Here is a 23,780-nt window from a genome sequence, read left to right on the forward strand (position 1 = left end):
GTCTTTCCCCATGAGCCAAGATCTGACTCTCCCCGGCAGCGCCTCCACTCCCGCCATCCAGAGCGACTGGCAGGCAGGCCGGCTCACGATGCAGGGCGATTCCTATCCGGAGAATTCCTTCGATCTCTTCGACCAGGTCATCACCTGGGTCGAGGCGTTCCTGGGGCAGGAAGCACGCCCCCTGAGGCTGGACCTGCAGCTCGTCTACCTCAACACCAGCTCGGTCAAGGCGATGATGGACATCTTCGACCTGCTCGAGGAGGCCCACGAAAGCGGCCGCGAGGTCGGCGTCGAATGGCGCTACGACCCGCGCAACGAGCGCATCGCCGAGCTGGCCGAGGAGTTCAAGGAGGACTGCAGCTATCCCTTTGCCATTCGCCCGCTCGAGGTGAGCACGTGAGCGCCCGGGACGAGGCCCTGCTCGCCGAGGTGGCGGCGCTGCTGCAGGACGACGCCCATGGCGACCACCCGCTGCACGAGGCGCTACGACGCCTCTATCATCACTATCTGGCGCAACGCGAGCGGCTGGAGCGAATGATCGCCATCGCCGACGGCTTTCAGCAGGGCGCCCAGGAGGACCTGCACGCGACCCGCCAGCAGCTGGAGCGACAACAGCGGCGACAGCGCAAGCTGTCTCGCATCGCCGACCGCTTTCAGGACTTCCTGCTCGAGCGCAACCAGGAGCTCGAGGACGCCTCTGGGCTGGACCCGCTGACCGGACTTTTCAACCGCCGCCGTCTCGACGAGCAGCTGGTGACGCTGGTCTCGCGCGCTATCCGGCATGACCGTCCCCTGAGCCTGGCGATAATCGACATCGATCATTTCAAGAGCATCAACGACCGCTATGGTCATGCGGCCGGCGACCGGGCGCTGGTCGCCCTGGCCGGCGCACTGACGAACACGCTGCGCGGTGACGATCTCTGCGGCCGCTGGGGCGGCGAGGAGTTTCTTGTGGTGCTGCCGGACACCCGCCTCGACCAGGCCGAATCGCTGCTCGTCCGGCTCGGCGAGCGGCTCCGCCATCTCGACCTGGCACTGGACGACGCGCACCGCCCGACCACCGTGACCGCCAGCATCGGCGTCGCCGAGCACCGCCCCGCCGAAGCCTACCAGGACACCATCCGCCGCGCCGACCAGGCACTGCTGAGCGCCAAGGGCGAGGGGCGCGACCGCACCCGCCGAGCGAGCTGAGCCCCTCACCCAGCCACTCGCCGCGATCACGAAAAAGGGCACCCCGAAGGGTGCCCTTTGCGCATCGCGTCGCGAAGGCAGCGGCTTACCAGCCGGTGGCTTCCTTCAGCGCGTCGCCGATCTCGGCCAGGGAGCGCACGGTCTTGACGCCCGCCGCCTCGAGGGCGCCGAACTTCTCGTCCGCAGTGCCCTTGCCGCCGGCGATGATGGCGCCGGCGTGGCCCATGCGCTTGCCGGGAGGGGCGGTGACGCCGGCGATGTAGGACACCACCGGCTTGGAGACGTGCTCCTTGATGTAGGCGGCCGCCTCTTCCTCGGCGGTGCCGCCGATCTCACCGATCATCACGATGGCTTCGGTGGCCGGATCCTTCTCGAACTTCTCGAGGATGTCGATGAAGGTGGAGCCCGGGATCGGGTCGCCGCCGATGCCCACGCAGGTGGACTGGCCGAAGCCGTGGTCGGTGGTCTGCTTGACCGCCTCATAGGTCAGGGTGCCGGAGCGCGACACGATACCGACCTTGCCCGGCTTGTGGATGTGGCCCGGCATGATGCCGATCTTGCTCTCGCCCGGGGTGATCACGCCGGGGCAGTTCGGGCCGATCAGGCGCACGCCCAGCTCATCGCACTTGACCTTGACGTCGAGCATGTCGAGGGTCGGGATGCCCTCGGTGATGCACACGATCAGCTTGATGCCGGCGTTGGCGGCCTCGAGGATGGAGTCCTTGCAGAAGGCGGCCGGCACGTAGATCACGCTGGCCTCGGCGCCGGTCTGCTCGACCGCTTCCTTGACGGTGTTGAACACCGGCAGGCCCAGGTGCTCCTGGCCGCCCTTGCCCGGGGTCACGCCGCCGACCATCTGGGTGCCGTAGGCGATCGCCTGCTCGGAGTGGAAGGTCCCCTGGCCGCCGGTGAAGCCCTGGCAGATGACCTTGGTGTTCTTGTCGATCAGGATGCTCATTACTTGCCCTCCGCTGCCTTGACGACCTGCTGAGCCGCGTCGGTGAGGCTCTTGGCAGCGATGATGTTCAGACCGCTGGAGGCCAGCTTCTCGGCACCCAGCTCGGCGTTGTTACCTTCCAGACGCACCACGACCGGCACGTTGACGCCCACCTGCTCGACGGCACCGATGATGCCCTCGGCGATCATGTCGCAGCGCACGATGCCGCCGAAGATGTTGACCAGCACGGCCTTGACGTTGTCGTCGGACAGGATGATCTTGAACGCTTCCGCCACGCGCTCCTTGGTGGCGCCACCGCCCACGTCCAGGAAGTTGGCCGGGCTGCCGCCGTTCAGGTTGACGATGTCCATGGTGCCCATGGCCAGGCCGGCGCCGTTGACCATGCAGCCGATGTTGCCGTCCAGGGCCACGTAGTTCAGGTCCCATGCCGCGGCCTCGGCCTCGCGGGAATCCTCCTGGGAGGGATCGCGCATGGCCTGCAGGTCCGGGTGACGGTACAGGGCGTTGCCGTCCAGGTTGATCTTGGCGTCGAGGCAGTGCAGGTTGCCTTCCTCGGTGATCACCAGCGGGTTGATCTCGAGCAGCGCCAGATCCTTGTCGTGGAACAGCTTGGACAGGCCCAGGAAGATCTTGGTGAACTGCTTGACCTGTGCGCCTTCGAGGCCCAGCTGGAAGGCCAGCTCACGGGCCTGGTACGGCTGGGCACCGACCAGCGGATCGATCTCGGCCTTGAGGATCTTCTCCGGAGTTTCCTCGGCGACCTTCTCGATCTCGACGCCGCCCTCGGTGGAAGCCATGAAGACCACGCGGCGGGTGGCGCGATCGACCACGGCACCGAGATAGAGCTCGCTGGCGATGTCGGTGCAGTTCTCGACCAGGATCTTGGCGACCGGCTGACCGTGCTCGTCGGTCTGGAAGGTCACCAGGTTCTTGCCCAGCCACTGCTCGGCGAAGGCCTTGGCCTCGTCGGCGCTCTTGACCAGCTTGACGCCGCCGGCCTTGCCGCGGCCACCGGCGTGGACCTGGGCCTTGACGACCCACATCTCACCGCCGATCTTCTTGCAGGCTTCCGCCGCTTCCTCGGGGGTGTCGACGGCAAAGCCCTTGGAGACGGGCAGACCATAGTCGGCAAACAGCTGTTTGCTCTGATACTCGTGAAGGTTCATCGATTCATGCCATTGGTTGCATGTGACTCGAACGGTAGTCGCCCGGGCGCCGGCTCGGCGCAGCGCGGCGGCTACCACCGCTCCCCTCCGATGCATGGCCGGAAGGGACGCGCCGCCCGAAGGCGGCGCTCTTGTTGTCTTACTTGCGCTTCTTGCGGTTCGCCATGTGGATGGCGTGACCTTCCACGGCCAGGGCTGCCTCGTGGACAGCCTCGGACATGGTCGGGTGCGCATAGCAGGACAGCGCCAGATCCTCGGCGCTGGAGCCGAATTCCATGGCGATGACGCCCTGGGCGATCATCTCGCCGGCGTGCTGGCCGACGATGTGCAGGCCCAGGATACGATCGGTCTCGGCGTCGGCGATCACCTTGGCCTGACCCTCGGTGGCATTGTTGGCCATGGCACGACCGCTGGCGGCGAACGGGAAGGCGCCGGTCTTGACCTCGATGCCGGCCGCCTTGGCGTCCTGCTCGGTCATGCCGACCCAGGCCACCTCGGGGAAGGTGTAGATCACGCTGGGAATGGCGTCGTAGTTCATCTCGGCCTTGTGACCGGCGATGATGTCCGCGACCATCACGCCCTCTTCGGAGGCCTTGTGGGCCAGCATCGGGCCACGCACGCAGTCGCCGATGGCGTAGACGCCCGGCACGCTGGTGCGGCACTGGTCGTCGACGTGGATGAAGCCGCGCTCGTCGAGCTCGACGCCCACGCCCTCACCGATCACGCCCTTGGTGTACGGCTTGCGGCCGACGCAGACGATCAGCTTGTCGAAGGTGATCTCCTGCTCGCCCTTGGCGTCGGAGTACTTGACCACGACCTCGTCGCCCTTGACCTCGGAGCCGGTGACGCGGGCGCCCAGCTTGATGTCCAGGCCCTGCTTCTTGAGCAGCTTCTGGGTTTCCTTGGCGATGGCGCCGTCGACCATCGGCAGGAAGTCGTCCATGGCCTCGAGGACGGTGACTTCCGAGCCCAGACGGTTCCACACGCTGCCGAGCTCCAGGCCGATGACGCCGGCGCCGATGACGCCCAGACGCTTCGGCGTTTCCTGGAATTCCAGCGCGCCGGTGGAGTCGACGATCAGGCCTTCGGTCAGCGGGGTCGGCGGGATCTCGACCGGCACGGAGCCGGCGGCGACCACGATGTTGTCCGCCTCGTAGGTGGCGGCGTTGCCGTCCTTGTCGGTGACCTCGACCTGCTTGCTGCCGGTCACCTTGCCGGTGCCCTCCAGCGCGGTGACGCCGTTGGCCTTGAACAGGCCGGCGATACCGCCGGTCAGGTTCTTAACGATCTTGTCCTTGCGGGCCATCATCTTCTTGACGTCCATGGTGACGTCACCCGCCTCGATGCCCATGTCGTCGAAGTCGTGCTGCGCCTCGACGAACTTGTGGGAGGCCTCCAGCAGCGCCTTGGACGGGATGCAACCGACGTTCAGGCAGGTCCCGCCGTGCACGACATTGCCTTCCTTGCCGATCCACTTCTCGACACAGGCGGTCTTCAGGCCCATCTGGGCGGCGCGGATGGCGGCCACGTAGCCGCCGGGGCCCGCGCCGATGACGATGACATCAAACTTGTCGGCCATGTTGGCTCCTTGCGTTATGTTTCGCTGTGCTCGTTAACCGGCGCGGATCAGACATCCAGCAGCAGACGGGCCGGGTCCTCGAGCAGCTCCTTGATGGTCACCAGGAACTGCACCGCGTCCTTGCCGTCGATCATGCGGTGATCGTATGACAGCGCCAGGTACATCATCGGGCGAATCTCGACCTTGCCGTTGACCGCCATCGGACGCTCCTGGATCTTGTGCATGCCCAGGATCGCGGTCTGCGGCGGATTGAGGATCGGCGTGGACATCAGCGAGCCGAAGATGCCGCCGTTGGTGATGGTGAAGGTGCCGCCCTGCATCTCGTCGATGCCGAGCTTGCCGTCACGGGCACGCTTGCCGAAGTCGACGATGCCCTTCTCGACGTCGGCGATCTTCATGCTGTCGGTATCGCGCAGCACCGGCACGACCAGGCCACGGTCGGTGGACACGGCCACGCCGATGTCCTGGTAACCGTGGTAGACGATGTCGTCGCCGTCGATGGAGGCGTTGACGTCCGGGAAGCGCTTGAGCGCCTCGGAGGCCGCCTTGACGAAGAAGCCCATGAAGCCGAGCTTGGTGTCGTGGGCCTTGAGGAAGGTGTCCTTGTACTGCGCGCGCAGGTCCATGACCGCGCCCATGTCCACCTCGTTGTAGGTGGTCAGCATGGCGGCGGTCTGCTGGGCCTCGACCAGACGCTTGGCGATGGTCTTGCGCAGGCGCGTCATCGGCACGCGCTTCTCGGGACGCTCGCCCTCGGCGACCGGCGCCGGCGCCGCGGCGGCCTTGGCGCCGGCCGGCTGGGCGGACTTGGCCGACTTCTTGGCGCTGCCGTCCTTGATCGCCTTCTGCACGTCTTCCTTGAGGACGCGCCCCCCCTTGCCGGTGCCTTCGAGCTTGCCGACGTCGAGGTCGTGCTCGGCGACCAGCTTGCGCGCGGCCGGGGCGAGGATCTTGTCGCCGACCTTCTCGTCGCTGGCGCCGTCGTCGGCGGAGGCCGCGGCCTTGCCTTCACCGGCGGCCGGAGCGGCATCGCCGCCGGCGCCTTCGGTGAAGATCGCCAGCACCTCTTCGGAGGCCACCTGGCTGCCTTCCTCGGCCTTGATCTCGGACAGCGCGCCGTCCGCCGGCGCGACCACCTCGAGCACGACCTTGTCGGTCTCGATCTCGGCCAGCACCTCGTCACGCTTGACGGCTTCGCCGACCTGCTTGTTCCAGCTGGCGACGGTGCCTTCCTGGACGGACTCGGGGAAGGTCGGAGCCTTCACCTCGTGCGCCTCGCCGCCGGCGGCCGGGGCGGCCTCCGGCTTGGCTTCGCTCTTCTCCTCGCTGGCGGCCTCGGCCTTGTCGCCGCCGCTGGCCGCGCCTTCGCCGATGCGGCCGAGCACCTGCTCGGACTGCACGGTATCGCCTTCCTCCGCCAGCACCTCGGCCAGGGTACCGGCCTCGGGTGCCACGACCTCGAGCACCACCTTGTCGGTCTCGATCTCGACGATCAGCTCGTCACGCTCGACGCTGTCACCCGGCTTCTTGTGCCAGGCGGCCACGCTGCCTTCGGCAACGGATTCCGGAAAGGTGGGTGCCTTGATCTCGGTAGCCATGTCGTTTCCCTTGTGTGTTCTCTCTCGTCCCGGTGGGCTGCCTTAGAGGTTGAAGGCGTCTTCCACCAGCTTGCGCTGCTGTTCGGTGTGCACGGACATGTAGCCCGCCGCGGGGGCGGCCGATGCCGGGCGGCCGGCGAACTTGAGCTTGCCGCCCAGGCCCGTCTTGAGCTGCTCCGCCACGCTGCGCATGTGGTGCTGACTGGGGTACCAGGCGCCCTGGTTGAGCGGCTCCTCCTGGCACCACACCATCTCGCTGGCGTTGGTGTAGGCCTGGATCGCCTCGAAGAGCTCGGCTTCGGGGAACGGGTAGAGCTGCTCGAGACGCAGGATGGCCACGTCGTCGCGGGCGTTCTCCTCGCGCCAGTTGGCCAGATCGTAGTAGACCTTGCCGGCACACAGGATGATGCGCTCGACCTTGTCGGCGTCGCGCTTGCCCTGGTCGGGAATCACCATCTGGAAGCTGCCGTTGGCCAGCTCGTCGAGGCTGGAGGTGGCATCCTTGTGGCGCAGCAGGCTCTTCGGCGACATCACCACCAGCGGCTTGCGCAGCTTGCGGATCACCTGGCGACGCAGCAGGTGGAAGATCTGCGCCGGCGTGGTCGGCACGCAGACCTGCATGTTGTGCTCGGCGCACAGCTGCAGGAAACGCTCCAGGCGCGCGGAGGAGTGCTCGGGCCCCTGCCCCTCGTAGCCATGCGGCAGCAGCATGGTCAGGCCGCACAGCCGCTCCCACTTGGTCTCGCCGGAGGAGATGAACTGGTCGACCACCACCTGGGCACCGTTGAAGAAGTCGCCGAACTGCGCTTCCCAGATCACCAGGTCGTTGGGCGCCGTGGTGGAGTAGCCGTACTCGAACGCCAGCACGGCTTCTTCCGACAGGAAGGAGTCGTGGATGGTGAAGCGCGGCTGGCCATCGCTCAGATGCTGCAGCGGCACGAAGGTGCTGCCGTCCTTCTGGTTGTGCACCACCGCGTGGCGGTGGGAAAAGGTGCCACGACCCACGTCCTGACCGGTCAGGCGAATCGGGTGGCCCTGGTCGAGCAGCGTGGCATAGGCCAGGGTCTCGGCGAAGCCCCAGTTGCAGGCCATGCCGCCGGCCTGCATCTTGCGGCGGTCGTCGTAGATCTTGGCGACCTGGCGCTGCACGCTGACGCCGTCCGGCACCTCGCACATGCGCGCCGCCAGGTGCTGCAGGCGCTTCATGTCGAAGCTGGTGTCGGTGTGGCCGCTCCACTCGTGACCGAGATAGGGCTTCCAGTCGACGAACAGCGCGGTGTTCGGCTTCTGCACCAGGGCGTTGGCCACGTGGTTACCGGCGACCAGGTCGTCGCGATAACCTTCCATGGTGGCCTTGGCCTCATCCTCGGAGTACAGCCCCTCCTTCACCAGGCGCTCGGCGTACAGCGCGCGCGAGGACGGATGATTCTTGATCTTGCTGTACATCATCGGCTGGGTGCCGGACGGCTCGTCGGCCTCGTTGTGGCCGCGGCGACGGTAGCACACCAGGTCGATGACCACGTCCTTCTTGAACTGCTGGCGGTAGTCCAGTGCCACCTGGGTGGCGTGCAGCACGGCGTCCGGATCGTCGCCGTTGACGTGGAAGATCGGCGCCTGAACCATCTTGGCGATGTCGGTGCAGTACTCGGTGGAGCGCGAGTCTTCCGGGTGGGACGTGGTGAAGCCCACCTGGTTGTTGATCACGATGTGCACCGTGCCGCCGGTCCGGTAGGCGCGGGTCTGGGACATCTGGAACGTCTCCATGACCACGCCCTGGCCGGCGAAGGCCGCGTCGCCATGGACGTTGATCGGCAGCACCTTGCCGCCGTCGGTGTCGTTGCGACGGTCCTGGCGGGCCCGCACCGATCCCTCGACCACCGGCGCGACGATCTCCAGGTGGGAAGGGTTGAACGACATGGCCAGGTGGACTTCGCCGCCCGGGGTCATGACGTTGGAACTGAAGCCCTGGTGATACTTCACGTCACCGGAGCCGCGCTCGACCAGCTTCTTGCCGTCGAACTCGTCGATCAGCTCGGACGGGTTCTTGCCCAGGATGTTGACCAGCACGTTGAGACGGCCGCGGTGGGCCATGCCGATCACGACTTCCTTGGTACCATAGCCGCCAGCGCGCTGGATCAGCTCGTCCATCATCGGGATGAAGGACTCGCCGCCCTCCAGGCCGAAGCGCTTGGTGCCCGGGTACTTGGAGGCCAGATAGCTCTCGAGACCCTCGGCGGCGGTGAGCCGCTCGAAGACATGCTTGCGGACGTCTTCGCTGAACGTCGGCGCCGAGCGCACCGACTCGAAACGCTGCTGGAGCCAGCGCTTCTCTTCGGTGTCGACGATGTGCATGAACTCGCAGCCGATGCTGCGGCAGTAGGTCTGCTCCAGCGCCTCGACGATCTGCTTCAGCGGTGCCTTGTCGGCGCCCATGAACAGAGAGCCGGTCTGGAATTCGGTATCCAGGTCGGCCTTGGAGAGCTGGTGGAAGGACAGATCCAGGTCGGGCACCGGGGTCGGGCTACGCAGATCGAGGGGATCGATATCAGCCTTCTGGTGTCCGCGGAAGCGATAGGCGTTGATCAGCTGCAGCACCTTGACCTGCTTGCGGTTCTCGTCGCTCTCGGAAGCGGCGGACGCGGTCTGGGCGGTGCGGCGCTGGCGGCCTAGCTGGTAGAACTGTTCGCGGGTAGGGGCAAGCGGAACGTCTTGAGTGGCGCTGCCATCGGGTCTCGGCAGTTGATCGAAGTACTGACGCCATTCGTCGGGAACGGCAGAGGGGTCATCGAGGTACTGCTCGTAGAGCGCTTCCACGTAGTGGACATTGCTGCCACTGACATGGGAGGAGCGCCACATCAACTCCATTATGCCTTGTTGCATCTCTCGGTCACCCTGCACTGATGGGGTGGTGTCGGCCGTCACGGCTCACCCGTGGCGACATCAGTTAGGTAGCCAGCCGGCGGGGCGGTCACCTGTTTTTCTATGCTCAGAAGCCGGTGCACGAGGCACCGGCTTCGGACGTCTCACCGGGGGCCAGACTGCGACAGCACGTCGCAGCCTGAAACGTATGATAACAAGCCCCGGCCCACGATTTAAGTGGCATCCGCCAGCAGCATCTCGCGAATCTTGCCGATCGCGCGCGTGGGATTGAGCCCCTTCGGACACACCGCCACACAGTTCATGATGCCGCGGCAGCGGAACACGCTGAACGGGTCCTGAAGGCCTTCCAGACGCTCGCGTGTCGCCTCGTCGCGGGAGTCGGCGAGGAAGCGATAGGCCTGCAGCAGACCGGCCGGACCGACGAACTTGTCCGGGTTCCACCAGAACGACGGGCAGGAGGTCGAGCAGCAGGCGCACAGGATGCACTCGTAGAGGCCGTCGAGCTTGTCGCGGTCCTCCGGCGACTGCAGACGCTCGATAGCCGGCGCCGGGGTATCGTTCTGCAGGTACGGCTGGATGCGCTCGTACTGCTGGTAGAACAGCCCCATGTCGACCACCAGGTCACGGATGACCGGCAGGCCGGGCAGCGGACGCAGGGTCAGCTTGCCCTTCTTGACCACGTCGGACAGCGGCGTGATGCAGGCCAGGCCGTTCTTGCCGTTCATGTTCATGCCGTCGGAGCCGCACACACCCTCGCGGCAGCTGCGACGATAGGCCAGGCCGTTGTCCTGCTCCTTCACCAGGTGCAGGACGTCGAGCACCATCAGGTCGCGGCCCTGGGTGTCGACCTGGAACTCCTCCATGTAGGGGGCGGAGTCCGTCTCGGGATTGTAGCGGTACAGGGATACCTGAAGCGTGGACATCGTGACTCCCCTCAGTAGGTACGGACTTTCGGTTCGAACATATCGACGGTCTTGGGCGCGAAGTTCACATCACGCTGCCCCAGGCGCTTCTCGGCCGGGAAATACATGGAGTGCTTCAGCCAGTTGACGTCGTCGCGATCCGGGTAGTCGTAGCGTGAGTGGGCACCACGGCTCTCCTTGCGCTCAAGGGCCGCGATGGCGGTGGCCTCGGCGACCTCCATCAGGTTGTCGAGCTCGAGCGCCTCGACCCGGGCGGTGTTGAAGGTGTTGGACTTGTCCGGCAGGTAAGCGTTGTTGATGCGCTCACGCAGCTCGGCCAGCTGCTGGACGCCCTTCTGCATATTCTCTTCCTGACGGAAGACGCCGAAGGCGTTCTGCATGATGTCCTGCAGTGCACGCTTGAGCTCGGGGACGGTCTCGCCGCTTTCGGACTCGTTCCAGCGGTTGATGCGCTTCATGGCCGACTCGACGTCGGACTCGCTGGCCGCCAGGTACTCGATGCCCTCGTTGAGCGCGCTCTCGATGAACATGCCGGCCGCGCGACCGAACACCACCAGGTCGAGCAGCGAGTTGCCGCCCAGGCGGTTGGCGCCGTGGACCGACACGCAGGCCGCCTCGCCGACGGCGTAGAGGCCGTTGACGATCTGATCGTTGCCGTCGCCGTCCTGCATAATCGCCTGGCCGTGCACGTTGGTCGGCACGCCGCCCATCATGTAATGGCAGGTCGGCACCACCGGGATCGGCTCCTTGGCCGGATCCACGTGGGCGAAGGTCTTGGACAGCTCGACGATGCCCGGCAGACGCTTGCCGAGGACTTCCTCGCCAAGGTGGTCGAGCTTGAGGTAGACGTGATCGCCGTTCTCGCCGCAGCCACGACCCTCGAGGATCTCCATGACCATGGAACGCGCGACCACGTCACGGCCGGCCAGGTCCTTGGCGTTGGGCGCGTAACGCTCCATGAAGCGCTCGCCGTCCTTGTTGACCAGGTAGCCACCCTCGCCGCGGCAACCCTCGGTCACCAGGGTACCGGCGCCGTAGATGCCGGTCGGGTGGAACTGCCACATCTCCATGTCCTGCATCGGGAAGCCGGCGCGCAGCGCCATGCCGATGCCGTCGCCGGTGTTGATCAGGGCGTTGGTGGTGGAGGCATAGATGCGGCCGGAACCGCCGGTGGCCAGCACGGTGGCCTTGGACTTGATGTGCACCACTTCACCGGACTCGATGTCCATGGCGATGCAACCGACGACGTCGCCGTTGGCGTTCTTGACCAAGTCGACGGCGTACCACTCGTTGAGGAAGGTGGTATTGTTCTTCAGGTTGTTCTGGTAAAGGGTATGCAGCAGGGCATGGCCGGTACGGTCCGCCGCGGCGCAGGTACGGGCCGCCTGACCGCCTTCACCGAAGTTCTTGGACTGGCCGCCGAACGGGCGCTGATAGATGCGACCGTTGTCGAAGCGGGAGAACGGCAGACCCATGTGCTCGAGCTCGAAGACCGCCTTCGGACCTTCGGAGCACATGTACTCGGCGGCGTCCTGGTCGGCGATGTAGTCGCCGCCCTTGACGGTGTCGTACATGTGCCAGCGCCAGTCGTCGTTGGGGTCGGCGGAAGCGATGGCACAGGTGATGCCGCCCTGGGCGGACACGGTGTGCGAGCGAGTCGGGAAGACCTTGGACAGCACGGCGGTCTTCTTGCCGGACTTGGCCAGCTCGAGGGCGGCCCGCAGGCCGGAACCGCCACCGCCGATGATGATGGCGTCGAAGGTCAGGCTACGCATGTTGGACATGGATCAGGCTCCCCACAGAACTTGAATACCCCAGACCAGGAACACGAAGATGGCCAGGATGATGACGGTCTGGACGGCAATGCGGATGCCGGTCGGCTTGAGATAGTCGGTGGTCACGGTCCACAGCCCCACCCAGGCGTGGGCGGACAGGGACACGAAGGCAAGCAGCGAGAAGATTCGCATCCAGGTGTGGCCGAAGAGCCCGCTCCAGGTCGCGTAGTCGAGACCGGGATGGACCAGCAGGTAGCCGACGATGAAGAGTGTGTAGAGGGCCAGAATAACGGCCGAGACGCGCTGAACGAGCCAATCGGACAGCCCGCTGCGTCCGAAGTTCGTGATGTTGGTTACCATACCCAGACTCCAGCCAGAATGATCAGGACCGCGCTTGCCACGACGGTGATCTGCGCCTTCTTGACGCCACCTTCGAGGGTCACACCGATGTCGACGTCCATCAGCAGGTGCTTCACGCCGGCCACGAAGTGGAACGCCAGGGCAGACAGCAGCCCCCAGGCGATCAGCTTGGCCAGGATGTTGTGAGCCAGCGCATCGCTGACGGCAGCGAAGCCTTCGGGGGACGACAAGGAAGCATCCAGTGCCCAGAAGCCGAAGATCAGGCCGATGAAGAGAATGACGCCGGTGATGCGGTGAGCGATCGACGTCAGGGCGGGGAGGGGGAACTGTATCGTGGACAGATCCAGATTTACGGGTCGTTTGCTATTCACGGCTCTCTACACACTCTCTTGGCCCGTCACTGGGCACTCGAGGAGAGCCCGACACGGGCGGTGGTTTCGGGAAGGAGAACGATCATGCCTTGCGGGTCACGATCTCCCTGTTCCTGCCAGTCGCGGGACAGGATTATAGAGCCATGCCTGCATCGATGACAAATCACTAGCTTGCCAACTAGACCATGGTGGCAGCCCACGATTGGCGGAAAAAAATCCCACCTCTCGGCGCTTTCCCAGTCTCATGTGCTTGCCAGGCGGCGTATGGCACCACCATGGTGCAAAGCACCATATGTGCGACAAGGGTTATACATAAATCCACTCCAATACAGCACACCAACATCGATGGATGAATTGACAATCGAAAAGACGCTTCTATAGTGGGCGAACCTTTTCGCAGGCAAGTTCCGCGAAATCACGACTTATCGCGCCACCATGAACTCGAGAGGAGGCCAGTTATGGCTGACAGGAAAGCAACGCTGACGGTAGAAGGCCTGGAGAAATCGATCGAGCTGCCGGTCTACTCGGGGGCTGCGGGGCCAGATGTCATCGACGTTCGCGGCCTGGGTGCCGAGGGCCTGTTCACCTACGATCCCGGCTTCATGGCGACCTCCTCTTGCCAGTCCGCCATCACCTACATCGATGGCGGCCAGGGCGTGCTGCTGCATCGCGGCTACCCCATCGACCAGCTGGCCAAGCAGTCCGACTTCGTCGAACTGTGCTATCTGCTGCTGTTCGGCGAGCTGCCCGACAAGGCCCAGTATGACGAATTTGCCGGCCGCATCACCCATCACACCATGGTCCACGAGCAGCTGGCCAACTTCTTCAAGGGCTTCCGTCGCGACGCCCATCCGATGTCGATCCTGTGCGGCGTGGTCGGCGGCCTGGCGGCCTTCTACCACGACCACCTGGACATCACCAAACAGGAAGACCGCGAGATCAGCGCCATCCGCCTGATCGCCAAGATGCCGACCATCGCGGCCATGTCCCACAAGTACAACGTGGGCCAGCCGTTCGTCTATCCGCGCAATGACCTGAACTATGCAGAGAACTTCCTCTACATGATGTTCAGCAATCCGTGCGAGAACTACGAGATCAACCCGGTATTCGCCAAGGCGATGGATCGCATCTTCATGCTCCACGCCGACCACGAGCAGAACGCCTCCACCTCCACGGTGCGCCTGGCCGGCTCCACCGGCGCCAACCCGTTCGCCTGCATCAGCGCCGGCATCGCCGCCCTGTGGGGCCCGGCCCACGGCGGCGCCAACGAGGCCGTGCTGAACATGCTCGACGAGATCGGCGACGACTCCGAAGAGAACATCCAGCGCTTCATCGACAAGGCCAAGGACAAGAACGATCCGTTCAAGCTGATGGGCTTCGGCCACCGCGTGTACCGCAACTTCGACCCGCGCGCCAAGGTCATGAAGGAAACCTGCGACGAGGTCCTGGCCCAGCTCGGCAAGGCCGACGACCCGCAGCTCAAGATCGCCAAGCGCCTCGAGCAGATCGCCCTGGAGGACGAGTACTTCGTCGAGCGCAAGCTCTACCCGAACGTCGACTTCTACTCCGGCATCATTCTCAAGGCCATGGGCATCCCGACCAACATGTTCACCGTGATCTTCGCGGTGTCCCGCACCATCGGCTGGATCTCCCACTGGCACGAGATGCTCAGCGACAGCTACAAGATCAGCCGTCCCCGCCAGCTCTACACCGGCCACACCCAGCGCGACTACCCCGCCAAGTAATCGGCGAACGACTCGCCCTGACAACGAAGGCCGCCCCTCGGGGCGGCCTTCTTGCGTTTCTGACCCGAGATCACCCTCCCCGGCGGACAGCCCTCTCCATGCTCGACGCCGGCCGGCGCCGATCGAGGATCACAACCACTTGTTCGGCCCCGCCACGCTACAGCTCCTCACTCCCCCAGCCGCCTCAGAAGCGCCACTGGAGACGCCAACGCGCCCCCACCCTGAACACCGGCGCCTCGCGTCGACGCCCTCTCCGGGCCATTCCGACACCCCAGCGACATCCGTCATGGGCGACGTCACCAGCACCGCCCTGCCCCGCTCACGGCCTAGCGCGGAGACGGCCAAGCAGAGCGCGAGCCCCGCTTCTCCACCGCTGTCATGGCACTGACGCCGTTTCGCAGCGTTTTCCACACATTCTGTGGATAAACCTGTTCAAAACCCTTGAGGAATCGCCCAGAATCGCCATGGATAGCGGGTCGCGCTCAGATTGGTCAATTTTTGACCGCACCCAACCCTTTGATTTATAAGAACTAATCTGCCAAGCCCATAACCACGGGCCTACGAGGCGATCCTGTGAACAATGTTACGACAGGAACCGCTCAAGTGGACAAGTCAAGGCCTTACAGGGCCTTTATGTAGGAGGAAAGCATGACTCGCGCGCGAACCAGCGCCATAAAGCGCCTCGGACGGAGACAAAAAAAGACGCTCATGGCGTCCGGGGAGATAGAGATTGGAGTGGCGTCCCATAGGGGGTTCGAACCCCTGTTACCGCCGTGAAAGGGCGGTGTCCTGGACCACTAGACGAATGGGACGCATCATCTTCGATTACGTGATTGGTGGAGCCTAGCGGGATCGAACCGCTGACCTCAACACTGCCAGTGTTGCGCTCTCCCAGCTGAGCTAAGGCCCCACATGTCGTGAAGACGAGGCGTATAGTACTGATTCCCTTCGCCTTCGTCAACCCCTCGCGCTTCGCACGAGAGCTTTAAGCTGTAAGCCTGAAGCTGGAAGACGGGCACGGCCTACGCCGGTGTTGCTGCCCGGCCTCGGCAACCCCGCCTCGGCCTTGGCCTGGCGGGGTTTCTTCAAGCTTACAGCTTATGGCTTACAGCTCCCGATACTCCTTCTCGAAGCGCTTGACCTGCTTCTTCGAGACGCCACCCAGCACCGCGATGGCGTGGCGCAGGCGCGCCCGGGTCATGTCGGAGCCGAGAATCGCCATGGCGTCCATCACGGAGGTACTGGCGACGGAGCCGGTGATGGCGATGAACACCGGCGCCAGGAAGTCCTTCATCTTGAGCTCGAAGTGCGCGGCCAGCGCCTTGACCTCGGCCAGCAGGGCCTCCTTGTGCCAGGCGGGCACAGTCTCGAGGCGCCAGGTCAGGAACTGCAGCAGCTTGACCAGATCCTCGCGCCCCAGCTTGACCGCATCGAAGTCGCCCTCCTCGATCGCCGGCACGCCGGAGAAGAAGTGGCCGGCCAGCGGCATCACGTCGGACAGCGTCTCCACCCGCGGCCGCACCTGCGGCAGGATCTGGCGCACGTACTCCTCGTTGAAGGCCCAGTCGCGCAGCGCCTTGAGGAAGGCATCGTCGTCCAGGTCCTCGCGGATGTAGAGGCCGTTCAGCCAGCTCAGCTTCTGCAGGTCGAACACCGGCCCGCCCAGCGAGACCCGCTGCACGTCGAAGTGGCTCATCATCTCGTCGAGGGTGAACTTCTCGCGCTCGTCCGGCATCGACCAGCCCATGCGGCCGAGATAGTTGGTCACCGCCTGGGGCAGGAAGCCCATGCGACGGTAGTAGTTGATCGAGGTCGGGTTCTTGCGCTTGGAGAGCTTCGACTTGTCCGGATTGCGCAGCAGTGGCATGTGGCACAGCGTCGGCATCGGCCAGCCGAAGTATTCGTACAGCAGCTGATGCTTGGGCGCGGAGTTGATCCACTCCTCGCCACGCAGCACGTGGGTGATGCCCATCAGGTGGTCATCGACCACGTTGGCCAGGTGATAGGTCGGCATGCCGTCGGACTTGAGCAGGATCTGGGCGTCCACCTGGGCCCAGTCGACCTCGATGGTGCCGCGCAGCATGTCATCGACCACGCAGGTGCCGCTGGCCGGCACGTGCATGCGCACCACATGAGGCCAGCCCTCGCGCTCGCGGCGGGCGATCTCTTCCTCGGGCAGCGCCAGATCGGCCGGCTTCAGCGCCAGATGCAGGCCGGCGGCCTTGCGCGTCTCGCGCAGCTCGTCGAGCTCCTCGCTGGTGCGGTAGCACTTGAAGGCATGACCGGACTCGATCAGCTTGCGCGCATGCTCGGCGTAGATGTCGCCGCGCTCACTCTGCCGATAGGGGCCGTGCGGGCCGCCCACATCGGGGCCCTCGTCCCACTCCAGACCGAGCCAGCGCAGGGAATCGAGGATCATCTGCTCCGACTCAGCGGTCGAGCGCACCCGGTCGGTATCCTCGATGCGCAGGATGAACTCGCCGCCGTGCTGACGGGCGAAGCACAGGTTGAACAGGGCGATGTAGGCGGTTCCCACATGGGGATCGCCGGTGGGAGACGGCGCGATACGGGTACGTACGGTCATGTCGTCCTTGGTCCGGTCGGGAGAATGGAATCCTGGTCGCCTTGCCGGCCCGGTCATGAAACGCCACGCCGCCGCAAGGCCCCAGAGGAATGGCGGGCATTATACGCGCCTCGCGTGGCGCCGGCAGCCGCACCGTGGAATCATTGGCGATGCCCATGGTCCATCACTGAACCCCACGTAACGAGGAGCACCATGCTTCCCCAGCTACCCGACGACTACCAGGCCCTGGTCACCGGCGCCTCCGGCGGCATCGGCGCGGCCCTGGTCGACGCCCTGCTGGACGACCCGCGCCTGGCCCGCCTGCACGTCGTCAGCCGGCAAGCGGTCAGCCGCGACGATCCGAGGCTGACCGCTCACGTCCTGGACCTGACCACCCCGGACGGCCTGGCCGCGCTGACCGACGCCCTCGACGGCCAGCCGCTGCACCTGGTGCTCAACGCGCTGGGCATGCTGCATGACGACGCCGACGGCATCGCGCCGGAGAAGAAACTCGACGACCTCGACGTCGACGCCCTGAGCCGGCTGTTCCACGTCAACGCCGCCACACCGGCCCTGCTGCTCAAGGCCCTGACACCCTCGCTCAAGGGGCGTCACACCGCGCTGATCGGCAGCCTCTCGGCCCGGGTCGGCTCCATCGAGGACAACCGGCTGGGCGGCTGGTATGCCTATCGTGCCAGCAAGGCCGCCCATAACATGCTGATGAAGACCGCCGCGGTAGAGCTGCGTCGCCTCAATCCCAATGCCTGCCTCACCTGCCTGCACCCCGGCACCACCGACACCGACCTGTCGACCCCCTTCCAGAGCCGCGTACCCGAAGGCAAGCTATTCACACCGGCCTTCGTGGCAGACCATCTGATCACGGTACTGAGCAGGCGCTCACCGGCAGACTCCGGCGGTTTCCGTGATTGGGACGACCAACCCATCGCATGGTGACGTTCGGGCGGGACGGCGGTCATAACGTTGATGCTCGCTATTGCACAGTCTCGAGCAATCGCAGACCATGCCCCATCTCGTAGACGACCTCAGACAGGACGACGTTCATGGAAACACTCGGCCCACGGATCAAACAGCTCCGCCTGGAGGCCAACCTCAACAAGGCCGCCCTGGCCCGCCGAGTCGGCGTCTCTGACGTCACCATCTCCTATTGGGAATCCGGGGCCATCAAGCAGATCGGGCACGAGCGGCTGGTCGCGCTGGCCGGCGCCCTCGGCTGCCCGCTCTCCGCGCTGCTCGACAACGACACCAGCCGGCCAGCACCGCTGTTTCTGCGCGCCGATAGCCCTCCCCCCTGGGAGGGCACCGAGGCCAAGGGCATCGAGCTGCCCATCGAACTCACCCCCGGCCAGCGCTGGGACGGCGACTGCCATCTGGTGACACCGGCCCCCGGCGAGGCGCTCGACTACCTGAACGCGGGCGACCTGGCCGCCATCGCGCCCAGCGAGATATTCCGCCAGCCGGGCCTCTACCTGATCGAGGAAGCCGGCCGACTGGCGCTGCGCCGGGTCCAGCAGGACGCCAAGGGCGAGCTGACCTTCCAGCGCCAGGACGACGCCACCCCGACCCCCTACACGCCCGACTGCCGACTGCTGGGCAAGGTCGTCGCCCTGTGGCGGCTCGAGACACCTTGAGCCGGGGCGCTACTCCACTTCGATGACCTTCACCTGGTCGGTGGTATGCCGCGGCTCGCTGCCGACCAGGAAGCGCTGACTGGCGCTGATCACCTGCCCCAGCCCGTGACGCGAGGCCTGCACCAGCGGACCGCGAAGATGCTGGCCGTCCTCGCCCAGCCGTGCCCGCACCGCAGGCGGCTGCACCGAGGCGGCCGGCATGTTGACGGTGATGCGATAGCCGCCATCCGGCAGCCCGCTGCCCGGCCCGAACGGCCCGGCGGCAAAGCCGCCACCGGCCTCGACCGCGGTCCGCGCCTGCCAGCGCACGCCGCTAAGCTCGCGCTCGACCAGCACCTGCAGCCGCGTGCTCCGGGGCAGGTTGGTGGTGCCCTCGACCAGCAGCCGTCGGTCGCTGCGCAGCCGCGCATCGATGCCGACGCTCACCTCGTCCGTGAACGGCTCGACCTCGGGCGCCGCCTCGTCTGCCGCCGCCTCGACCTCGGTGTCAGTGTCGGGCTGCGCCACGCCACCCAGCCGCTCATCGGCCGGCGGCTTGTCGTCCTCACCGCCACCACAGCCGGCCATGCCCAGTGCCAACCCCAGCACCAGGCTCGCCACCCAGGCGCCTCGCTGCCATGCCGTCATGCCCGTCCTCCCTGTGCGGAAATGTCCGACTCACGCATCAGCGGCCCTGACACGTCCGACACAGGGTCGCATGGGGCACCGCCGCCAGGCGACCCGCATCGATCGCCTCGCCGCAGTTTTCGCAGATCTCGCCCCGCCCTTCACGAATCCTGGCCAGGGCGTGACGGACCTGGGACAGCTCGTCATCGGCCTCCGCCTCCAGCGATGCCACCACCTCGTCGTCCCGCGTTTCCAGAGACTGATCCTCCATGTCCTTGTCCAGCGGCCCGGCTCTACGCTCCCGGTGCTGCCGGTAGCGGGCCAGACGCGCCTGCAGCTCGTCTCTCAGCCGCTCCAGCTCAATCTTGCGATCGCTCATCGTCTCCCCCTCCTTCACCCGCCCCCGGCTAGTCGATCCCCAGGACGCGATATCCGCTCGGCGTCAGCTCGAGCCGGCTCGGCCGGCCCTCGTCATCCCGCTGGATCACGAGATGCCCTGCCTCCTCCAGGGCCGCGATATCGGCCAGGTCCCGAGACTCATGAGAATCCTCACCGGCGTGACCGAACGGAGCCGCCAGTACGCCACCGTGCTGCAATACCCGCGCCAACAGCTCACGCCGGGACTCGTCGAGATCATGACTCCCCATTCACGCCTCCCTCAGTAGCCGTTTCACACATCCACCTCATCGAGTATGGACGACATCGTCGCCGAGTCCTTTCACGCTGGCCTACAGCACTCGCACCCCGCGCCATGACTGGTAGAATACGCGCTTCTCGAACGACCCCGTGATGCCGATGACCGATCTTGACCGCACCTTCTCCGTGGCCCCCATGATGGACTGGACGACCCGCGACTACCGCGCGTTCGCCCGGACCCTGACGCGCCGCACCCTGCTCTACACCGAGATGGTGACCACCGGCGCCATCCTGCACGGCAGCCCGCGCGAGCGCTTCCTCGGCTACGACGACGTGGAACATCCGCTCGCCCTGCAGCTCGGCGGCAGCGACGCCGGCGCACTGGCCGAGTGCGCGGCGATCGCCGAGGCATGGGGCTATGACGAGGTCAATCTCAACGTCGGCTGTCCCAGCGACCGGGTACAGAACAACCTGATCGGCGCCTGCCTGATGGCCCATCCCGAGAAGGTGGCAGCGGCAGTGGCGGCGATGCGCGAGGCGGTGTCGATCCCGATCACCGTGAAGTGTCGCATCGGCATCGACGACCAGGACGAGGACGCCGACCTGGCCCACTTCATCGAGCGCGTCGCCGACGCCGGCTGCGAAGTGTTCACCGTGCATGCCCGCAAGGCCTGGCTGGAGGGGCTGTCACCCAAGGAGAACCGCGACGTGCCGCCGCTCAACTACGGCCGCGTGCATCGCCTCAAGCAGCAGCGCCCCGATCTGCACATCGGCATCAACGGCGGCCTCAAGACGCTCGACGAGTGCCAGGCCCAGCTCGAACACGTGGACAGCGTGATGGTGGGCCGCGAGGCCTACCAGAACCCCTGGCTGCTGGCCGACGTCGACCGGCGCCTCTATGGCGAAGACGCCCCCACGGCCGGTCGTCATGCCGCCGCCGAAGCCTTCCGGCCCTATATCGCCCGCCGGCTCGAGCAAGGGGCGAAGCTCAACCACATGACCCGCCACCTGCTCGGCCTCTTCCAGGGCTGCCCGGGCGGCCGCAAGTTCCGCCGCCATCTCTCGGAGCATGCCCACCGCGAAGGCGCCGGCATGGCGGTGTTCGACGATGCCCTCGGCCTGGTGCCCCGGCCGCAGGACACCAGTCTGGCCGGCTGAGCCGTCGGTCGACAAAGCGCGTCAGTACAGGGCATCGGGGGGCGGATCGAGGCTCGACTGGAAACTCTCGACCGCGCTCTCCGCCTCCTCGATCGCATCGAAGCGCGCGATATGGAACAGCGCCTCCCCCTCGTTGGCCAGCGGCAGGCGGCTCATGCCAATCACGATGCCGTCGGCCACGGCCCGCACCTCGCCCTCGGCGTTGCCGAAGGGGTCGGCCACCCGTCCCAGCAGCTCTCCCGCGGCCACCCTTGCACCGAGACGCACCTGCGGCCGCAGGATGCCGTCGATCGGCGCCCTCGCCCAGCTCGAGCCGCCGGCCACCTCGGCGGCGGGCGGTGGCCGGCGTCGCCGTTCGCCGGTCAGCATCCCGAGGCGACGCATCACCCGCAGCACACCGCGAACGCCCGGCGCGATGGCCCACTCGTCGAAGCGCAGCGCCTCGCCGGCCTCGTAGGTCAGCACCGGGATGTCGCGACTCTCGGCGTAGTGGCGCAGGCTGCCGTCACGCAGCTCGGCGTTGAGGATGACCGGCGCGCCGAAGGCATCCGCCATGCGTTCGGTCTCGCTGCCGGGCGTCAGCCGGGCGCGGATCTGGGGCAGGTTGGTGCGATGCAGGGCGCCGGTGTGCAGATCGATGATATGGGTCGCCTGGTCGACGATCTGCTCGCGGAACAGGGCCGCGATCCGGCTCCCCAGCGAGCCCGACTCGCTGCCCGGAAAACAGCGGTTCAGGTCGCGCCGATCGGGCAGGTAGCGGCTGTGCTGGACGAAACCGAAGACGTTGACGATCGGCACGCCGATCAGGGTCCCGCGCAGCCCCTTTAGCTGCCGCGAGCGCAGCAGCCGGCGCACGATTTCCACGCCATTGATCTCGTCACCGTGGATGCCGCCGCAGACCAGCATCACCGGCCCCGGCTGGCGGCCATGGACCACCTCCACCGGGATGGTCAGCGGCGCATGGGTGTAGAGCCGGGCCGCCGGCACGTCGATCTGCTGACGACTGCCCGGCGCCACCCGGACGTCGGCGAGTTCGAAGGGAGCACGGGCCATGGGGCGATCTCCTGAGATAAGCGCTGACTCATATTCACTCATCCCCGCGGGCGGCTCAAGCGACGAAGACCAGGGTGGCATTCAAGGATGAATGTAAAGCATCACTCGGCTTGGGTAGAATGGCCGCCTAATCACCCGGAGTCGATCATCCCATGGCCAGACGTACCAAGGCCGAAGCCGAAGCCACTCGCGTGGCCCTGCTCGATGCCGCCGAGGAAGTGTTTTTCGAGAAAGGGGTGGCCCGCACCTCGCTGGAACAGATCGCCCGCCACGCCGGCATGACCCGCGGCGCCGTCTACTGGCACTTCAAGAACAAGGCCGACCTGTTCCGGGCCATGGTCGACCGGGTGCGCATGCCCTTCGAGGAACTGGTCAAGGAAAGCGAGGCCGACGATGCCAGGCCTCTCGAGGCCATCCGCCTGGGCTGCCAACAAGGAGTGCAGCGCCTGGAACAGCCGCGCCATCGACGCGTGCACGCCATCCTGCTGCATCGCTGCGAGTTCTTCAGCGACATCGACCCCCAGGCCATGCAGAGCGAGATGGCCAGCGAATGCCTCGACGCCTTGCGAGGCTACTTCACCACCGCCCGCCAGCTCGGCCAGCTGCGTGACGATGTCTCCCCCGAGCTGGCCACCCGCCTGCTGCAGTCGATAATGAGCGGGCTCTATCACGACTGGCTACGCGACCCCGAGGCCTTCTCGCTGGCCGAGCGCAGCCGTGAGCTAATCGACGCCCAGCTGCGACTGCTCAGCCGCCCTCCCGCCTAGGCCGACGGCCGCGAACCATGGCGGCTTTCCTGACGCGGCATCGCCCCCTCATGGCGTTCCACCAGATGCAGCCGCACCAGTCGCGTGCGGGCATCCAGGTAGTCCTGCTCGGGCACCGAGCGATAGGCCTCGTCGTTGACCAGATACTTGACCAGCACGCGCACTTCGCCAACGCGCGGCCGATTGCCGGCCTTGCCCCGCAGGCGTACCTGGCGGCCGGGATCATCGACCATCTCCGCCGTGGCGCCTCCTGCATCGGCGTCGATGACCCGAACGCGCTCGCCCAGCAGGCAGCGCTTCGACAGGCTCGGATGCCGGTGCAGGCGGCGATGCAGCCGACGACACAACGCCGCGGCCAGCGGCGAGGCCAGCGCGAAGGCACCCCAGATCACCGCCAGACCGAGCGGCACACGAAAGAAGCCCAGCGGCAGCGGCCCCAGCACCGCCAGCTCGACGATCCAGGCCAGCAGCGAGGCGAGCACGATCAAGGCACTCAGCGCCAGCGAGGCCGGCACGCCGGCGAAACCCAGCGACACCAGGGCGCTGGCCAGGGTGTCGTTGCGCAGGCTGTCGTGTTCGAACAGCTCTACGGGGGCCAGGCGCACCAGCACCAGCAGCCAGTAGACGGCCACCAGCGCCAGCAGCGCCGTGAAAAAGATCAGCGGAAAGCTGAGGGCAAGCGAGGCGATGGCGTTCATGGCGGCTCCTCCGTCCGGCCCATTAGCCGGCAAAGTGTTGTCCTGCCTTCAGCGTAGCGCTCGTCGGGGGCGCGTCACACCCACTTTGGTCGCACAGCGACGTT

22 protein-coding genes and 2 tRNA genes are annotated in these 23,780 nt (G+C 66.0%); 7 read left to right on the forward strand and 17 right to left on the reverse strand.

The window, feature by feature from the left end; genetic code table 11:
• The first annotated feature begins 10 nt into the window (after positions 1 to 10).
• Positions 11 to 400: a biofilm regulation phosphoprotein SiaC gene (gene siaC, locus C9J49_RS03020; RefSeq protein ID WP_046080035.1), complete on the forward strand. Its 390-nt coding sequence runs from the start codon at positions 11 to 13 to the stop codon at positions 398 to 400.
• Positions 397 to 1,191, forward strand: a complete 795-nt coding sequence (gene siaD / locus C9J49_RS03025) for a biofilm regulation diguanylate cyclase SiaD (protein WP_181454234.1) — start codon at positions 397 to 399, stop codon at positions 1,189 to 1,191. Before siaC ends, siaD begins: the two co-directional genes overlap by 4 nt.
• Before the next feature lie 85 nt (positions 1,192 to 1,276).
• Here the strand turns inward: siaD and sucD are convergent, their stop codons facing one another.
• From sucD to sdhC, 9 genes are all read right to left on the reverse strand, one after another.
• Positions 1,277 to 2,149 carry a succinate--CoA ligase subunit alpha gene (gene sucD, locus C9J49_RS03030; RefSeq protein WP_035597275.1) on the reverse strand — a complete coding sequence of 291 codons (873 nt, stop codon included), beginning with the start codon at positions 2,147 to 2,149 and terminating at the stop codon, positions 1,277 to 1,279.
• Positions 2,149 to 3,315 carry an ADP-forming succinate--CoA ligase subunit beta gene (gene sucC / locus C9J49_RS03035; protein ID WP_016856036.1) on the reverse strand — a complete coding sequence of 389 codons (1,167 nt, stop codon included), beginning with the start codon at positions 3,313 to 3,315 and terminating at the stop codon, positions 2,149 to 2,151. The genes sucD and sucC overlap by 1 nt, the downstream gene beginning before the upstream one ends.
• 139 nt (positions 3,316 to 3,454) lie before the next feature.
• The gene (lpdA, locus tag C9J49_RS03040; RefSeq protein WP_107180891.1) at positions 3,455 to 4,894 is read right to left on the reverse strand and encodes a dihydrolipoyl dehydrogenase; all 1,440 of its coding nucleotides are present in this window, start codon (positions 4,892 to 4,894) and stop codon (positions 3,455 to 3,457) included.
• A gap of 47 nt (positions 4,895 to 4,941) precedes the next feature.
• Positions 4,942 to 6,492, reverse strand: a complete 1,551-nt coding sequence (gene odhB / locus C9J49_RS03045) for a 2-oxoglutarate dehydrogenase complex dihydrolipoyllysine-residue succinyltransferase (RefSeq protein ID WP_107180892.1) — start codon at positions 6,490 to 6,492, stop codon at positions 4,942 to 4,944.
• A 42-nt stretch (positions 6,493 to 6,534) separates the two neighbouring features.
• Entirely contained in the window at positions 6,535 to 9,372 is a 2,838-nt protein-coding gene (locus tag C9J49_RS03050) for a 2-oxoglutarate dehydrogenase E1 component (protein ID WP_035597286.1), read from the reverse strand.
• Positions 9,373 to 9,584: 212 nt separating this feature from the next.
• Entirely contained in the window at positions 9,585 to 10,295 is a 711-nt protein-coding gene (locus tag C9J49_RS03055; RefSeq protein ID WP_035597289.1) for a succinate dehydrogenase iron-sulfur subunit, read from the reverse strand.
• A gap of 11 nt (positions 10,296 to 10,306) precedes the next feature.
• Positions 10,307 to 12,079, reverse strand: a complete 1,773-nt coding sequence (gene sdhA, locus C9J49_RS03060; protein WP_035597292.1) for a succinate dehydrogenase flavoprotein subunit — start codon at positions 12,077 to 12,079, stop codon at positions 10,307 to 10,309.
• A 3-nt stretch (positions 12,080 to 12,082) separates the two neighbouring features.
• Complete coding sequence (sdhD, locus tag C9J49_RS03065; protein ID WP_046080029.1) at positions 12,083 to 12,430, reverse strand: succinate dehydrogenase, hydrophobic membrane anchor protein; 348 nt, start codon at positions 12,428 to 12,430, stop codon at positions 12,083 to 12,085.
• Positions 12,424 to 12,801 (reverse strand): succinate dehydrogenase, cytochrome b556 subunit, encoded by a 378-nt coding sequence (sdhC, locus tag C9J49_RS03070; protein WP_046080028.1) that lies wholly within the window; start codon positions 12,799 to 12,801, stop codon positions 12,424 to 12,426. The genes sdhD and sdhC overlap by 7 nt, the downstream gene beginning before the upstream one ends.
• 458 nt (positions 12,802 to 13,259) lie before the next feature.
• On the opposite strand from sdhC, the gene gltA reads away from it, so the two are divergent.
• On the forward strand, positions 13,260 to 14,546 hold the full coding sequence (gene gltA / locus C9J49_RS03075) for a citrate synthase (protein WP_046080027.1): 1,287 nt from the start codon (positions 13,260 to 13,262) through the stop codon (positions 14,544 to 14,546).
• Positions 14,547 to 15,282: 736 nt separating this feature from the next.
• Here the strand turns inward: gltA and C9J49_RS03080 are convergent.
• From C9J49_RS03080 to gltX, 3 genes are all read right to left on the reverse strand, one after another.
• Positions 15,283 to 15,358, reverse strand: a tRNA-Glu gene (locus C9J49_RS03080).
• A 22-nt stretch (positions 15,359 to 15,380) separates the two neighbouring features.
• Positions 15,381 to 15,456 (reverse strand) — tRNA-Ala (locus tag C9J49_RS03085).
• A gap of 195 nt (positions 15,457 to 15,651) precedes the next feature.
• Positions 15,652 to 17,130: a glutamate--tRNA ligase gene (gltX, locus tag C9J49_RS03090; RefSeq protein WP_046080026.1), complete on the reverse strand. Its 1,479-nt coding sequence runs from the start codon at positions 17,128 to 17,130 to the stop codon at positions 15,652 to 15,654.
• 192 nt (positions 17,131 to 17,322) lie between these two features.
• Between gltX and C9J49_RS03095 the strand changes: the two genes are divergently transcribed.
• Both C9J49_RS03095 and C9J49_RS03100 read left to right on the forward strand, forming a co-directional pair.
• Complete coding sequence (locus C9J49_RS03095; protein WP_107180893.1) at positions 17,323 to 18,063, forward strand: SDR family NAD(P)-dependent oxidoreductase; 741 nt, start codon at positions 17,323 to 17,325, stop codon at positions 18,061 to 18,063.
• A 107-nt stretch (positions 18,064 to 18,170) separates the two neighbouring features.
• On the forward strand, positions 18,171 to 18,758 hold the full coding sequence (locus C9J49_RS03100; protein WP_107180894.1) for a helix-turn-helix domain-containing protein: 588 nt from the start codon (positions 18,171 to 18,173) through the stop codon (positions 18,756 to 18,758).
• Positions 18,759 to 18,767: 9 nt separating this feature from the next.
• Here the strand turns inward: C9J49_RS03100 and C9J49_RS03105 are convergent, their stop codons facing one another.
• Genes C9J49_RS03105 through C9J49_RS03115 form a run of 3 tightly spaced genes read right to left on the reverse strand, consistent with a single transcriptional unit; the run spans position 18,768 to position 20,011 of the window.
• Positions 18,768 to 19,385: a hypothetical protein gene (locus C9J49_RS03105; protein WP_181454235.1), complete on the reverse strand. Its 618-nt coding sequence runs from the start codon at positions 19,383 to 19,385 to the stop codon at positions 18,768 to 18,770.
• A gap of 37 nt (positions 19,386 to 19,422) precedes the next feature.
• Entirely contained in the window at positions 19,423 to 19,743 is a 321-nt protein-coding gene (locus C9J49_RS03110; RefSeq protein WP_035597313.1) for a TraR/DksA C4-type zinc finger protein, read from the reverse strand.
• A 28-nt stretch (positions 19,744 to 19,771) separates the two neighbouring features.
• Positions 19,772 to 20,011, reverse strand: coding sequence for a hypothetical protein (locus C9J49_RS03115; protein ID WP_046080022.1), 240 nt, complete (start codon positions 20,009 to 20,011; stop codon positions 19,772 to 19,774).
• A gap of 148 nt (positions 20,012 to 20,159) precedes the next feature.
• On the opposite strand from C9J49_RS03115, the gene dusA reads away from it, so the two are divergent.
• Positions 20,160 to 21,158: a tRNA dihydrouridine(20/20a) synthase DusA gene (gene dusA, locus C9J49_RS03120; protein ID WP_107180909.1), complete on the forward strand. Its 999-nt coding sequence runs from the start codon at positions 20,160 to 20,162 to the stop codon at positions 21,156 to 21,158.
• A gap of 21 nt (positions 21,159 to 21,179) precedes the next feature.
• On the opposite strand, the gene C9J49_RS03125 is transcribed toward dusA, so the two are convergent.
• A complete protein-coding gene (locus C9J49_RS03125) occupies positions 21,180 to 22,211 on the reverse strand; it encodes a succinylglutamate desuccinylase/aspartoacylase family protein (RefSeq protein ID WP_035597321.1) in 1,032 nt (343 codons plus the stop codon).
• Positions 22,212 to 22,363: 152 nt separating this feature from the next.
• Here C9J49_RS03125 and C9J49_RS03130 point away from each other — a divergent pair, with 152 nt between their 5' ends.
• A complete protein-coding gene (locus tag C9J49_RS03130; RefSeq protein WP_046080483.1) occupies positions 22,364 to 22,978 on the forward strand; it encodes a TetR family transcriptional regulator in 615 nt (204 codons plus the stop codon).
• Here the strand turns inward: C9J49_RS03130 and C9J49_RS03135 are convergent.
• On the reverse strand, positions 22,975 to 23,676 hold the full coding sequence (locus C9J49_RS03135) for a hypothetical protein (RefSeq protein ID WP_107180895.1): 702 nt from the start codon (positions 23,674 to 23,676) through the stop codon (positions 22,975 to 22,977). The genes C9J49_RS03130 and C9J49_RS03135 overlap by 4 nt on opposite strands.
• Positions 23,677 to 23,780: the final 104 nt, after the last annotated feature.

The organism is Halomonas sp. SL1, from assembly GCF_003030865.2.
GTDB classification, from domain to species: domain Bacteria; phylum Pseudomonadota; class Gammaproteobacteria; order Pseudomonadales; family Halomonadaceae; genus Halomonas; species Halomonas halophila.

Bases quoted from the DNA above. Each gene is read 5' to 3' on its own strand.
- siaC (WP_046080035.1), top strand. From the start codon at position 11: ATGAGCCAAGATCTGACTCTCCCCGGCAGCGCCTCCACTCCCGCCATC.
- sucD (WP_035597275.1), bottom strand. From the start codon at position 2,149: ATGAGCATCCTGATCGACAAGAACACCAAGGTCATCTGCCAGGGCTTC.
- sucC (WP_016856036.1), bottom strand. From the start codon at position 3,315: ATGAACCTTCACGAGTATCAGAGCAAACAGCTGTTTGCCGACTATGGT.
- lpdA (WP_107180891.1), bottom strand. From the start codon at position 4,894: ATGGCCGACAAGTTTGATGTCATCGTCATCGGCGCGGGCCCCGGCGGC.
- odhB (WP_107180892.1), bottom strand. From the start codon at position 6,492: ATGGCTACCGAGATCAAGGCACCCACCTTTCCGGAATCCGTTGCCGAA.
- C9J49_RS03050 (WP_035597286.1), bottom strand. From the start codon at position 9,372: ATGCAACAAGGCATAATGGAGTTGATGTGGCGCTCCTCCCATGTCAGT.
- C9J49_RS03055 (WP_035597289.1), bottom strand. From the start codon at position 10,295: ATGTCCACGCTTCAGGTATCCCTGTACCGCTACAATCCCGAGACGGAC.
- sdhA (WP_035597292.1), bottom strand. From the start codon at position 12,079: ATGTCCAACATGCGTAGCCTGACCTTCGACGCCATCATCATCGGCGGT.
- sdhD (WP_046080029.1), bottom strand. From the start codon at position 12,430: ATGGTAACCAACATCACGAACTTCGGACGCAGCGGGCTGTCCGATTGG.
- gltA (WP_046080027.1), top strand. From the start codon at position 13,260: ATGGCTGACAGGAAAGCAACGCTGACGGTAGAAGGCCTGGAGAAATCG.
- gltX (WP_046080026.1), bottom strand. From the start codon at position 17,130: ATGACCGTACGTACCCGTATCGCGCCGTCTCCCACCGGCGATCCCCAT.
- C9J49_RS03095 (WP_107180893.1), top strand. From the start codon at position 17,323: ATGCTTCCCCAGCTACCCGACGACTACCAGGCCCTGGTCACCGGCGCC.
- C9J49_RS03100 (WP_107180894.1), top strand. From the start codon at position 18,171: ATGGAAACACTCGGCCCACGGATCAAACAGCTCCGCCTGGAGGCCAAC.
- C9J49_RS03105 (WP_181454235.1), bottom strand. From the start codon at position 19,385: ATGACGGCATGGCAGCGAGGCGCCTGGGTGGCGAGCCTGGTGCTGGGG.
- C9J49_RS03110 (WP_035597313.1), bottom strand. From the start codon at position 19,743: ATGAGCGATCGCAAGATTGAGCTGGAGCGGCTGAGAGACGAGCTGCAG.
- C9J49_RS03115 (WP_046080022.1), bottom strand. From the start codon at position 20,011: ATGGGGAGTCATGATCTCGACGAGTCCCGGCGTGAGCTGTTGGCGCGG.
- dusA (WP_107180909.1), top strand. From the start codon at position 20,160: ATGACCGATCTTGACCGCACCTTCTCCGTGGCCCCCATGATGGACTGG.
- C9J49_RS03125 (WP_035597321.1), bottom strand. From the start codon at position 22,211: ATGGCCCGTGCTCCCTTCGAACTCGCCGACGTCCGGGTGGCGCCGGGC.
- C9J49_RS03130 (WP_046080483.1), top strand. From the start codon at position 22,364: ATGGCCAGACGTACCAAGGCCGAAGCCGAAGCCACTCGCGTGGCCCTG.
- C9J49_RS03135 (WP_107180895.1), bottom strand. From the start codon at position 23,676: ATGAACGCCATCGCCTCGCTTGCCCTCAGCTTTCCGCTGATCTTTTTC.